Below are 12,844 nucleotides of genomic sequence, written 5' to 3'. Positions count from 1 at the left end.
AATTTTCTTTTTTCAATTAGTTTTTATATGGTAATTATATCTGATACCCTTAAAAGTTCAGGATCTATCGGAGAGTGGCCTTTTACGGCTTTTTTCAAAGGAGTTAAAGCTACCGCATCGTTGATTAAACCCACCATCATATTTGACTGTCCCTCTAAAAGAGTCTCTACTGCTTTTACACTTAGACGAGATGCTAAAACTCGGTCAAAACACGAGGGTGCTCCACCTCTTTGCATATGTCCTAAAACCGAAACTCTTACCTCGTATTCTGGTAAGTTTTGCTCAACATATTCTCCTAATTCAAAAACATTTTTGCCTAGTTTTTCTCCTTCTGCAACAATAACGATACTAGAGGATTTACCACTTTTTTTACTTCTAGCCAAAGACTCAAGTAAACGCTCCATACCTAGATTTTCCTCTGGAACAATAATTTCTTCTGCCCCAGCTCCTATTCCGGCATTCAGGGCAATATGTCCAGCGTCACGCCCCATTACTTCCACAAAAAACAAGCGCTTATGGGAACTTGCCGTATCTCGTATCTTATCCACTACATCCACCACAGTGTTACATGCAGTATCAAATCCAATGGTGTGACTTGTTCCAAAAATATCATTATCTATAGTACCGGGAATCCCCATAATAGGCAAGTCGAACTCCTCACTTAAAACCATTCCTCCGGTAAAGCTACCGTCCCCCCCAATGATTATCAAAGCGTCTATTTGGGCATTTTTAAGATTGTCGTATGCTTTTTGACGGCCCTCTTTGGTTTTAAAATCATCACAACGGGCCGTTTTTAAAATAGTACCTCCTTTATTTAAAATATAATGAACATCTCGCGGGCCTAATGTTTCAAAATCGGCATCTATCAAACCTTGAAAACCGCGAAAAATCCCCACACATTCCACTCCATGAAAAGAACATGTGCGAACTATTGCTCGAATCGATGCGTTCATCCCCGGAGCATCACCTCCACTGGTTAACACACCAATTCTTCGAATTTGTCTACTCATAACTAATGCTTTTACGTAAATTTAGTAAAAATTACTTATTTTAACAATTATTACAAGGCTTTATAAAGCCAAAAAGCAAGTATTTTCGACGTATTTTGAAGTAATTGAAGTTTTTATTATTTTGAGCTTGACCTAGTTTTATTACGGTCCTCATAAAACTTAATAAAATCACGACTAAAATCAGAATCTGGTAATTCTTCACTACGATCTAAATCGGATTTATCTTGTTCTTTTTGTTTTTTCTTAGCTCTTTGATCGGCTTGTTTTAAAATTTTTGCAAGCAATTCTTTGAAAGTATCAAAATCCACCTCATAGGTTAACCCTACTCCTTGGGTATATCCAATACCCTCACCTATATAGTTAATATCATTTTCTCTATTAAAAAAACGCGCATTTAAATTTCCCTCTTGGGTTAAACGCAATAGAACCTCTACATCTCCAACAATCACAGATTGCTCTTCTCCTCCCACGGGAACCCCAAGCTTTCCGTTTACTGTAATTCGATCATTTACCTTTGTGGAGAATGTAACCCCTAAACGCCCCTCTGTTTGGGTATATGGATTTCTTTCCCCTTGGGCATAATTTAAACCTACTTTAAACTTATCGTCTTCATCGGAAAACAAATCATCAAATATACTTGAGGCTCTTTCAAATAAACTTCCTGCTAAGGCAGTTGAAGAGTTATCGGAAGAGAAAAATGAACCTGTGGCAAGTAAAGCCATTGCTTGGCGCTCTCGCATATCACGATCACTTAAACGATAATCTAACTCGGATTTAACAACCGAGCTAACCGTAGGGAAGTTAATCTCAAAATCAACCTCGGGATTACTTAAACTACCGTTTAAAACAATTGCAACATCGGTTGGTACTTTACGATTGATAATGGAGTTATCTACTATAACACTAGGGTTTGCTTCGGTATGGTAAATAGCTTGAAGATCTAAAATAGCATTCATCGGATCACCATCCCAGCGAATCGTTCCGTATTTCTTTACCACAAATTTCTTATCAATTAAACCACCGTATTTAAAATTATACTCTCCTTCATAGGCTTGGAAATCTCCCCACATGTTAAACTTACCTAATGTATTAATTTCCATGGTTATAAATCCAGCTCCTCTGCCCTTCATTGCATGACCAGACTCTCGATCTAGAATTATTTCGATTTCAGCATCCGGGGTTATTACAAACTCAAAATCTAATTCTATTCCACTGTTTTGATAACGATAAATATCGGTATTTTCTCCCTTTAATCTTCGTTGTTTTTCTGCCGGGGACAAAAAGTGTATGTAATTATTCTCGCCATTGTTTTGGGCTTCTTTTAAAGGAATCTTAATATAGGTATCTTTATTGGAGGTAGCATTAATATTAATAGCCAACATATTAACCGGCCCCCTTAAACTTGCCATTCCATTAATAAAGGCCGTACCATAATACAGGCTACCTTCCTCAAACTGCGTATCTAAGGCTAGAAGATTAGCTGAGGACAAACTCAAATTCAACTCCCAATCTTTAAACATTCTATGACTAACATCCCCCTCGACAATACCTTGGGTTTTATATTTGGTATCGGATATTCGAGCTTTGCGAAAAATAAACTGCTTTTCGGTAATATCCAAAGGAGTATTTGGTTCGAAAACGTAATCAACTCCAGTAAATTTGGAGGTCATCCCTGCTTGATTCAAATACAATCTTCCATTTACCTCGGGCTTTAAAGGAGTACCTAAAATACTAATCTTACCCGATGCCTGACCACGCATATTACTTAGTACGGTAGATAATAACGGCCCAATAGGCTTAAGGGTAAAGTCATTAAAACCAGATTCTAAATTAAAATATGTTTTCTTATTCACCAGATTTATATCTCCATTTAAATAAAATCGTTGGGTATCTTGATCGGTTATATTTGCATCTACTTTAAAGTTTTCTAAACTCTGATTTCCATCTACATGAAAAATCATATTTCCTAAATGCACTTTGTTGATTGATAAAGAATCTATTTTAAGATTTACACTAGGATGATATAACTCCTTGGCTTGGGAAAAGTGAAATTCACCATCAATTTGCCCTCCAAAAGCAATATTTTCAATATCGGGTGTAATCTTCTCTAAATCCACATTATTAAAGGCTAAATCCAAATGCTTATAGGTAGAATCTCGCATTACTCCCGAGAAATCAACCATTTGATCTAAATGAGAAAAAACTACTTTTTCGATTGAAAAATCAGTCAAACTTTTATTAAATACTACTTTATTTAAAGTGTCCTGGGTGGCGTTAATAGTCCAGAGATAATCCTTAAAAATCACTTCTGATTTTTTAAATCCTACAACCGATAAATTTTGATCGTTAATAGTGTGGTATAAGTTTAAAGAATAATCATCCTTGTTGTGCTTCCCACCTTTAAACTCCGAACGAACAAAAAGAGTATCATTATGCGTTAAATTCAAGAGGTTAAAATCACTTATCTTATAAGAGTTATTTTTAACACTATCTATACTTATAAATGTATTATATAACGGATTGTTGTTGTTTACGTTTAAATTTGCATTAAAAAAACTTATACCGTGTAATGCAAAATTAGGAGAGTTAAATTTTAATTTAAATTGTTTTAAATCATTATTTATAACACCCTCAAAGTGACTTTTCTGTTCTACGGTTAATTGGGGTAGAAATACCTCTATCAAACTATTGTGAACGGAAATATCAAAATCTATATATTGCCCTTTTTCAATTGGGTAAGGACTATAATTGGTGTATAAACTCCCCAATGCATTAGTAAAAAGAGCTTTTAAATCTTTAAAATTATAACGTCCGATAATATATCCTTGAATTGCCTGGGATGATTCAATGGAAATGCTACGCTCATGGGTATCATTAAAGTGCGATTTTACGCTAAAATCCTCAAAAACATAATTATCCTTGCTATTGTTATAAAGTGCAGAGTTAACACGAAACTCTCCTTGTAAATCATCTATTGTATTTCCCGAGGCCTTTAAAGAAAAATCCCCCTTAAATTTAGAAATACTATCATTAACTAATCCTAAAGCATAAAGATTCGCATAGTCCACATCGGCTACAAAATCATAATTTTTAACCGTTGAACTAAGGTCTACTGTACCGTTAAAATCCATCATTAAATTAGGATCTGATATATGAACTAGCCCTAAATAATTAGGCATTTTCATAGTTCCATCTACTGCTATTTGCGTATAGCGATAAGCTCCAAAATCTAAACTAAAAATATCTCCTTTTATATTTGTATTTAAAGATTCCTGGTTAAAGCCCATGCCATCTACATATAAGTCCAAAGAGGTTAATCCCAACTGGCTTTGTTGTAAAAACTCACCTAAATCAAAACTATTTAAAATTATATCCCCATTGTATTGCGCATTATAAGGATCATTCAAATTCACAATATCCAACTTAGCGTTTGCCTTACCAATACTAGTTAGAATTTGAACATCTGACTCCAAGGTTCGTTTTGTTAAAATGATATCCCCACGCAGATCAACATGGCCTAAATAATTTAATTGTTCAGGTAATAAAGCCAGCATGGTCTTAGGCATAAGACTTATTAAATGTCCTCTGGTGGTTTGCAACCTATCTAATTTAGCTTGCATCCAAAAAGGCGCCGCTGGATCAAAAACATTTTTAAAGGCAAAGTGCCCTTGTATTTGAGAATTATTTTGATCAATAGCCCTGGCGTTTTCAAGAATAAAGTTATTCATAGGACCTTGAATAAGTCCAGAAACATAAAGCATTTTATTTTCTGCAAACTCATTGGCAAATACATTAATATCGGAGGTATTAATATTTGCTTTTTCAATGTCAAAATGCCAGTTAACTTTATCCACAAAGTATTTCATATCCCCGGGCTCAAAACTAAATAACAAATCTCCTTTTATATAAGACTTATCGGTACGCAAAACCATCTGACCCACAGAAATAGAAGTCTTTGTTAATCCAAAATCACCTTGCATTTCCACCACATTCATCCCCCAGTTATCAGCAAATCGTCCCTGTTCAATAAAACCATAAATATTTGGGCCTTCAATTCGAAAGTCGGTTACTTTTCCATTTAACTCTCTAAAATCAACGGCAACATTTTGTAAAGAATTATCATCCGATACAATAAAATGACCATCTTCAATGGCTATACTCTTTGCTTTTAATCGAAAGCTTCCATCCCCGGGTTGGCCATTATCAAAAGCACTAATTAAAGCATCTATATTAGAAATTGTATCATTTTCGTATTTATGGATGTTCAAAAATAATTTCTGCACTTTAGAATTACCCAAGAAAATTTTCCCTTGTTTTAAGGCTTGAAAATCGGCAACACTAGTTGAGAGTCTTTCAATACTTATAAAGTCTAATCCGTGATTATCCGTTGCTGTTAATCCCTTTAAGGTTATGTTTCCTAATATATCGATTGCAATTCCTTGTATATGTATATCGGTCTTAAACTTACTGTTTAACTTCTCAACAGCCACTCTTGCCAAGAAACTTTGCACAACTGGCATAGTTAAGCCTAAAGAAATACAAATAGCAATACAAAGTGTAGCTAGAATACTGCGAAAAACTATTTTTTTAAATTTTTTGATAACTTATAATGTTTTAAATTTGCCAAGAAGTACTCTCTTTTGTTTAAAGAGCAGCGATTAGCAAATTTAGTTATTTTTCCATACACCTAAGAAAGATTTACTAGATATAATTTTTGTTTTACATTCATTTCAATTACAAGATAAATGTCATTAAAACCCACCTATATTTTAGCCATAGAAAGTTCATGTGATGATACCTCGGCAGCTGTTATGCAGGATAATAAAGTGCTGTCAAATGTGGTAGCGCAACAACAAATTCACCAGCAATACGGAGGAGTTGTTCCTGAGTTAGCTTCAAGGGCTCATCAACAAAACATTGTACCGGTAGTAGATGTTGCCTTGCAAAAAGCAGGTATTACAAAAGACCAGTTAAGCGCAATAGCATTTACCCAAGGTCCTGGATTAATGGGTTCTTTACTAGTTGGTGGTTCCTTTGCTAAATCCATGTCTTTGGCATTAGGGATACCTTTAATTGCAGTGAATCACATGCATGGACATATCCTATGTCATTTTATCCAAGAGCAAGATCAAAAAATACCTGGTTTTCCATTTTTAGCATTAACAATCTCAGGAGGTCATACTCAAATTGTACAAGTCAACAGTTTCTTTGATTTAAAAATCCTTGGAGAGACAACCGATGATGCGGTAGGCGAAGCCTTTGATAAATCAGCTAAGATTTTAGGTTTTCCTTATCCTGGTGGTCCATTGATAGATAAATTGGCAAAACAAGGCAATCCAAAAGCATTTAGTTTTACTAAACCAAAAGTAGAAGGCCTAAATTTTAGTTTTAGCGGATTAAAAACGCAAATACTTTACTTCATTCAGAAAAACACCCAGTTAAATCCTAACTTTATACAAGACAATAAAGCTGATATCTGTGCAAGTATACAGCACACAATCATTGAGATTTTAATGGACAAATTAAAGTTAGCTGTTAAACAAACAGGAATAAAACAAATAGCTGTAGGCGGTGGTGTTTCGGCTAATTCTGGAATAAGACAAGCCCTTTTAGATGCACAAGATAAGTATAAATGGACTACTTTTATTCCTAAATTTGAATATACCACAGATAACGCAGCTATGATTGGCATTGTGGGCTATTACCGTTTTAAAGAATCTAAATTTGCAGATTCTTCAACTGTATCAAAAGCTCGTATTGAATTTTAAACTATAGATCATGCAATTATTCTATTCTCCACATATCGAAAAACAACAAGATACTTTTACTTTTGATAAAGAAGAAAGTAAACATATTGTACGTGTTTTAAGAAAAGACCAAGGTGATACTCTTTTTGTGACCAATGGCAAAGGTACCTTGTTTACCACTAAAATAACCTTAGCCTCAGATAAGAAATGTGTAACGCAAATCACAGGGTTTAAAGATCAGCCCAACAAGGAGTTTTCTATACACATCGCGGTAGCACCAACAAAGATGAATGAAAGATATGAGTGGTTTTTAGAAAAAGCCACCGAGATTGGCGTGGATCAAATAACACCAATTATATGTGATCATTCGGAGAGAAAAGTTATAAAAGAAGAACGTTTTGAAAAGATTATTCAATCTGCTATGAAACAATCCTTGCAGTATAATCTACCAAAATTAAACCCAAGTATTTCACTTAAAGATTTTTTAAATCAAAACCATCAAGGCGAATTATTTATCGCACATTGTGCCAATGACAAGGATAAAGTTTTATTAAAAAACACTATTAACACTAAGAAAAATTACTTACTTTTAATAGGTCCTGAAGGCGATTTTTCAACCAAAGAAATAGAGCTTGCTCTAGATAAAGGTTACCAACCAGTTTCACTGGGAAATACTAGACTTAGGACCGAGACCGCAGCGATTGTTGGGGTTCACAGTTTGGTGTTTTCCAATGAATAATAGCAATCAATTATGATTAACTCAAAAACAATATCTAAAGGGATTGTCCGTGCAACACTAACACTTTTTGGCTTAGCTGTACTGGGATTTTTACTCTATAGTATTAAACCTTTATTTATCTACACAGGATTTGCCTTTGTACTTGCACTTATAGGTAATCCAATTGTGGAATTATTACGAAAACGATTGAAAATTCAAAAAGTAATAGCCGTTAGTATTACTATGGTAATATTTTTGGCCTTCTTTATTGGCTTTATTTTCATGTTTATTCCTTTGTTTACCACCCAGGCTCATAACTTGTCGGTACTAAACAATTCGCATTTACAAGAGGATTTCAATGGACTTATTTCCAAAATTGACTTTTACTTTGCAACAAAAGGAATAAGTTTAAACTCCATGATTGAGAGCTCTAATTTACGATCTCAATTAAAATTAGATTTTGTACCAAATCTTTTCAATACCATCTTAGGGGCTATTAGTCAATTTGGAATGGGAGTTTTCGCAATTTTATTTATTACTTTTTTCTTTTTAAAAGACAAAGTCTTGTTGGAATATCAATTCAAAAAGGTTTTCCCTTTACAACATGAAAACAAAATTATCACCTCTATAGATAAGATCAACAATTTGCTCTCAAGATACTTTATTGGTTTGTTAGCTCAAACCTGTATTATTTTTATACTTAGCTTTATTTTGCTTGCGAGCCTAGGTGTAAATGGCTCATTGATGATAGCCTTTTTATGTGCTATATTAAACATTATCCCTTATCTAGGCCCTTTAATAGGTAATGCACTAGCTGTTATCTTTACCATGCTGAGCTTTTTAGGGGACAATTTCACAGAGGTTACCCTTCCTAAGGCCTTATCGGTTTTAATTGGCTTTTTAATTATCCAATTAATAGACAATGTTATAAACCAGCCTTTGATATTCTCCAATAGTGTAAAGTCACATCCTTTAGAGATTTTCATTGTGATTCTTGCCTGTGGCATGTTAGGTGGTATATTTAGCATGATTGCTGCTATACCAATTTATACGTGTTTAAAAGTAATCGGAAAAGAGTTTTTTCCTAACATACGTTTTATTCAAATTCTTACAAAAAAATTATAATTGAAACAGAATCTATTATCTGCCGAGGTTCAAAAGTTTATTCAAGACCATTTAGGTCAAAAAGTGGAATCGCTTGCTTTAAAAAAAAGTCCGTTTCCAGGTATTGCAATGAGTGAATTGGTAGTGCAAATTGAATCTAAGCAAAAAACCAAGGATAAACTACCTAAATGGTTTGCAACTGAAAACATTCTATTCCCTAGCAAATTGTCCATCGAACAAACCTCCTCTGAACCTTGCGCCATTTATAAGGCAAACTTGGTTAACGGGCAAAGTTTAATTGACCTAACAGGCGGTTTTGGAGTGGATAGCTATTACTTTTGTAAAAACATAAAACAAGTTACACATTGTGAAATGCAAAGTGACTTAAGTCAAATTGCTGCTCATAATTTTCAGGCCATGCAAATAAGCAACATCACGTGCTTAAATGTAGATAGCATTGCGTTTTTAACCGAGAATTCGCAAAAATGGGATTACATTTATTTGGATCCCGCAAGACGAAGCGCCTCTCAAAAAAAAGTTTTCTTTTTAAGTGATTGCACTCCCAATGTAATAGAACATTTAGACCTGTTATTACAAAGAAGCAACAATATAATTATTAAAACCGCTCCTTTATTAGATATTTCAAAAGGGTTAAAAGAATTAAAATTTGTCAAACAAATTCACATCGTTGCCTTAAACAATGAGGTAAAGGAACTTTTATGGGTTATTGAAAAAGATTATAATTACTCCCCGGAGCTTATAGCGGTGAATTTAACAGCGCAAAAACAAGATGTATTTCAAGTATCTTTAAATCAATTATGTACCAGTAGATATGCTTTGCCTAAAAAATACCTTTATGAGCCTAATGCAGCTATATTAAAAACTGGTAAGTTTGATTGCATTTCTAGTTTCTATGATGTATTTAAACTACACGAGCATTCGCAATTATTTACCAGTGATCAACTAGTGGAATTTGCAGGTAGACGTTTTGAAATATGCAATACCATGGTATATAATAAAATAAATGCTAAAGCCCAATTAAGCAATATAAAAGCTAATATAACCACTAGAAATTTCCCCTTAAAAGTAGAGGAGATACGTAAAAAATGGAAAATAAAAGATGGAGGTGATACCTATATCTTCTTTACAACCAATCTAGAGCAGGAAAAAATATTTATAATCTGCAAAAAGATATTGTAGTTCATGGTTCTTCTACTAGTTATTTTAGCAAAAAAAGACCAATAAATAATTTATTGCTAAAAATAGAAATACGCTTTATTTGATTAATTCACAATGATTTCAAAAAATAAAAACAACCTCCCTTTCTTAATTTATCTAACTGGTTTAAGCATACTTGGTTTTTTAGCCACGGATATGTACCTACCTGCATTTGATACGATAAGACAAGATTTGCACACCAGCAAAACCTACATAAGCGCGAGTTTAACGCTTTTTTTAGCGGGTTATGCTATAGCCCAACTCCTATGGGGGCCATTGTCTGATAAATATGGTAAACCCATAATTATTCAAATCGGTCTTGGCTTGTTTTGTTTAAGTAGTATAGGGATTTTTTTCACTACTTATATCCAAGTGCTTCTTGCCTTACGTCTTATTCAAGCCATTGGAGTGTGTGCTGCAGCGGTAAGCTGGCAAGCTTTAGTAATTGAAAGATACCCCAAAGAGCAAACCAATAGTATTTTTGCTACAATTATGCCTTTAGTGGCACTTTCACCTGCTTTAGCTCCATTAATGGGAGTTTATATCCTACATGGTTTAGGCTGGCGTTATATTTTTTTATTTTTAAGTCTACTTGCCATTGCGTTAATGCTTTATACCACAAGGTTAAAAACACCTAAATCAACACAGCAAAGCACCGATAAAACTCATTCTTATAAACAGATATTATCTACACCTGTTTTCTTGGGAAATGTACTTATTTACGCCCTTTGCTCGGCAACATTTTTTGCATGGCTTACCGGTTCACCATTCTTTTTAAAAGAACTTGGTTACAACGAAAGTCAAATAGGACTAAGTTTTGTACCTCAAACAATTGCTTTTTTATTGGGTGGTTATGGTTATCGTGGAATTAGTGAAAAAGTTTCTGGAAAAAAATTAATGCCCTACTTACTTATTATCTATAGCCTGTGTGTGATATCTTTGTTAATATTAGCTATTTTTACCACACCTACCCTACTTACTCTTATGATTCCTTTTTGCTTAATGGCCTTTGCAAACGGAGCCTGTTATCCTATTGCCGTAGCAACAGCTCTAAAACCCTTTACACATAGCTCAGGAACAGCTGCCGCACTACAAAACACAATCCAGCTAGGATGTTGTTTTATAGCCAGTGCTATAGTATCGATTTTCTCACAAACACCATTATTAACAACCTGTGTGGTAATGGCCAGTACCACCATAATAGTTTATATAGGTTATAAAATATCCATTAAGTAAATTACATTAAAAAGTGAAAATAACTCTTACTTAGAAATATTTTTTAACTATTCCCATTTTTTTTAAGTAGCCTTTTTCTGCAAAGAAAAATTTTAAAACACCAATGCATTTGTAAACTCCCCAATGACTTAATCTTACCTTAATCACTACAGGGTTTAAAATCCAAAAGACCACTTAAAAACGGAATATAGATACCCCTTCTTGCTTAAAAACCACCTGTATTATTAATTACAATCTTTCGCCTTTATATCTAATTAGCTTTTTTTATAAAGATTTTTTCAAACTCTGTTGCTATAGAATCACAAGAGTTAAAAAAAGCAGCATAAAAAAAGGTAAACTATAAAAGTTAGTCACTTTTATAATTTACCTTCTGGTAAAAAAACCATTTATTTTAAAAAGTTTTTAATAAAACTCTCTTAAAATAGCTTTTTTTATTTTAATTCTTATGCATTAGAAACATCAACTGTTGTAGCCTCTGCAATCTTTTTATATTCTCCACTTACAAGTTTCTCACGAATAGCCTCGTAAGCTTTTAAAGTCTCTTCGATATCCTCTTGTGTATGAGTAGCCGTTGGAATCATACGTAAAAGAATTATTCCCTTTGGAATTACAGGATAAACTACAATAGATAAGAAAATATTATAATTCTCTCTTAAGTCATTTACCATTACCATAGCCTCAGGAATACTTCCCTCTAAATAAACAGGAGTCACACAAGTATTTGTATCACCAATATCAAAACCTCTTTCTTTTAAACCGTTTTGAAGTCTATTTACATTCTCCCATAACTTTGCTTTAATAGAAGGATTTTCTCTTAAAAGTTCTAATCTTTTTAATGCTCCTTTTGTAAAGATCATTGGTAATGATTTTGCAAACATTTGAGAGCGTAAATTATACTTTAAGTAGTCAATGATATCTTTATCTGCAGCAACAAAAGCTCCAATGGAAGCCATTGACTTAGCGAAAGTAGAGAAATATACATCAATACCATCTTGACATCCTTGCTCTTCTCCGGCTCCAGCACCAGTAGCACCCAAAGTTCCAAATCCATGTGCATCATCCACTAAAAGACGGAAGTTATACTTTTGTTTCAAAGCAACTATTTCTTTTAATTTCCCTTGCTGTCCACGCATTCCGAATACTCCTTCGGTAATAACTAAAATACCTCCACCTGTTGTTTCAGCCATTTTAGTTGCACGCTGTAAGTTTTTCTCAAAACTCTCTATGTCATTGTGCTTATATGTAAAGCGTTTACCCATATGTAAACGTACTCCGTCTATAATACAAGCATGAGAATCCACATCATAAACAATAACATCATTCTTTGTTACCAATGCATCAATAATAGACACCATTCCCTGGTAACCAAAGTTTAATAAGTAAGCTGCCTCTTTGTTTACAAACGCTGCCAACTCATCTTGTAATTGTTCGTGCATCGTTGTATGTCCTGACATCATTCGCGCTCCCATAGGGTAAGCTGCTCCATATTCTTGAGCTGCTTCAGCATCTACTTTTCTAACCTCAGGATGATTAGCTAAACCTAAATAGTCATTGATACTCCAGTTAATAACTTCTTTTCCATGAAACATCATACGATTTGACAAAGGCCCTTCTAATTTAGGAAACACATAATATCCCTCTGCTTGTGAAGCCCATTTTCCTAATGGTCCTTTATTTTTCTGTATTCTGTCAAATAAATCGTTTACCATAATATAACTATGTTTAAAAAACAAATGCAAAATTAATCATATTTTGTATGCTTTCATAATAAAACACCTATAAATATTTGCATATGCTTACCTAAAATTAAT

At 33.8% G+C, this 12,844-nt stretch carries 8 protein-coding genes; 5 read left to right on the top strand and 3 right to left on the bottom strand.

Annotated elements, in window-relative coordinates; all coding sequences use genetic code 11:
- Positions 1 to 23 precede the first annotated feature (23 nt).
- A complete protein-coding gene (gene pfkA, locus ACYSNV_RS08605; protein WP_461762161.1) occupies positions 24 to 1,010 on the bottom strand; it encodes a 6-phosphofructokinase in 987 nt (328 codons plus the stop codon).
- A 116-nt stretch (positions 1,011 to 1,126) separates the two neighbouring features.
- Positions 1,127 to 5,530, bottom strand: coding sequence for a translocation/assembly module TamB domain-containing protein (locus ACYSNV_RS08600; RefSeq protein WP_461762160.1), 4,404 nt, complete (start codon positions 5,528 to 5,530; stop codon positions 1,127 to 1,129).
- A 225-nt stretch (positions 5,531 to 5,755) separates the two neighbouring features.
- Between ACYSNV_RS08600 and tsaD the strand changes: the two genes are divergently transcribed.
- The 5 genes from tsaD (at position 5,756) to punC (ending at position 11,033) form a co-directional block, all read left to right on the top strand.
- The gene (gene tsaD / locus ACYSNV_RS08595) at positions 5,756 to 6,778 is read left to right on the top strand and encodes a tRNA (adenosine(37)-N6)-threonylcarbamoyltransferase complex transferase subunit TsaD (RefSeq protein WP_461762159.1); all 1,023 of its coding nucleotides are present in this window, start codon (positions 5,756 to 5,758) and stop codon (positions 6,776 to 6,778) included.
- Positions 6,779 to 6,788: 10 nt separating this feature from the next.
- Positions 6,789 to 7,496: a 16S rRNA (uracil(1498)-N(3))-methyltransferase gene (locus tag ACYSNV_RS08590; RefSeq protein WP_461762158.1), complete on the top strand. Its 708-nt coding sequence runs from the start codon at positions 6,789 to 6,791 to the stop codon at positions 7,494 to 7,496.
- A 12-nt stretch (positions 7,497 to 7,508) separates the two neighbouring features.
- Entirely contained in the window at positions 7,509 to 8,600 is a 1,092-nt protein-coding gene (locus ACYSNV_RS08585) for an AI-2E family transporter (RefSeq protein WP_461762157.1), read from the top strand.
- Positions 8,601 to 9,779, top strand: a complete 1,179-nt coding sequence (locus ACYSNV_RS08580) for a THUMP-like domain-containing protein (protein WP_461762156.1) — start codon at positions 8,601 to 8,603, stop codon at positions 9,777 to 9,779.
- Between the two features lie 93 nt (positions 9,780 to 9,872).
- Positions 9,873 to 11,033, top strand: coding sequence for a purine nucleoside transporter PunC (gene punC / locus ACYSNV_RS08575; RefSeq protein ID WP_461762155.1), 1,161 nt, complete (start codon positions 9,873 to 9,875; stop codon positions 11,031 to 11,033).
- A gap of 443 nt (positions 11,034 to 11,476) precedes the next feature.
- Here the strand turns inward: punC and ACYSNV_RS08570 are convergent, their stop codons facing one another.
- Positions 11,477 to 12,742: an aminotransferase class I/II-fold pyridoxal phosphate-dependent enzyme gene (locus tag ACYSNV_RS08570; protein ID WP_461762154.1), complete on the bottom strand. Its 1,266-nt coding sequence runs from the start codon at positions 12,740 to 12,742 to the stop codon at positions 11,477 to 11,479.
- Positions 12,743 to 12,844 lie beyond the last annotated feature (102 nt).

The sequence above is a fragment of the Myroides sp. LJL119 genome, assembly GCF_054871605.1.
The sequence above is the reverse complement of the archived record's forward strand: the minus strand, read 5'-3'. Positions and strand labels throughout refer to the sequence as shown.

What these genes read in the sequence shown, in the direction of transcription:
- pfkA (WP_461762161.1), bottom strand. Translation starts at nt 1,010, where the DNA reads ATGAGTAGACAAATTCGAAGAATTGGTGTGTTAACCAGTGGAGGTGAT.
- ACYSNV_RS08600 (WP_461762160.1), bottom strand. Translation starts at nt 5,530, where the DNA reads ATGCCAGTTGTGCAAAGTTTCTTGGCAAGAGTGGCTGTTGAGAAGTTA.
- tsaD (WP_461762159.1), top strand. Translation starts at nt 5,756, where the DNA reads ATGTCATTAAAACCCACCTATATTTTAGCCATAGAAAGTTCATGTGAT.
- ACYSNV_RS08590 (WP_461762158.1), top strand. Translation starts at nt 6,789, where the DNA reads ATGCAATTATTCTATTCTCCACATATCGAAAAACAACAAGATACTTTT.
- ACYSNV_RS08585 (WP_461762157.1), top strand. Translation starts at nt 7,509, where the DNA reads ATGATTAACTCAAAAACAATATCTAAAGGGATTGTCCGTGCAACACTA.
- punC (WP_461762155.1), top strand. Translation starts at nt 9,873, where the DNA reads ATGATTTCAAAAAATAAAAACAACCTCCCTTTCTTAATTTATCTAACT.
- ACYSNV_RS08570 (WP_461762154.1), bottom strand. Translation starts at nt 12,742, where the DNA reads ATGGTAAACGATTTATTTGACAGAATACAGAAAAATAAAGGACCATTA.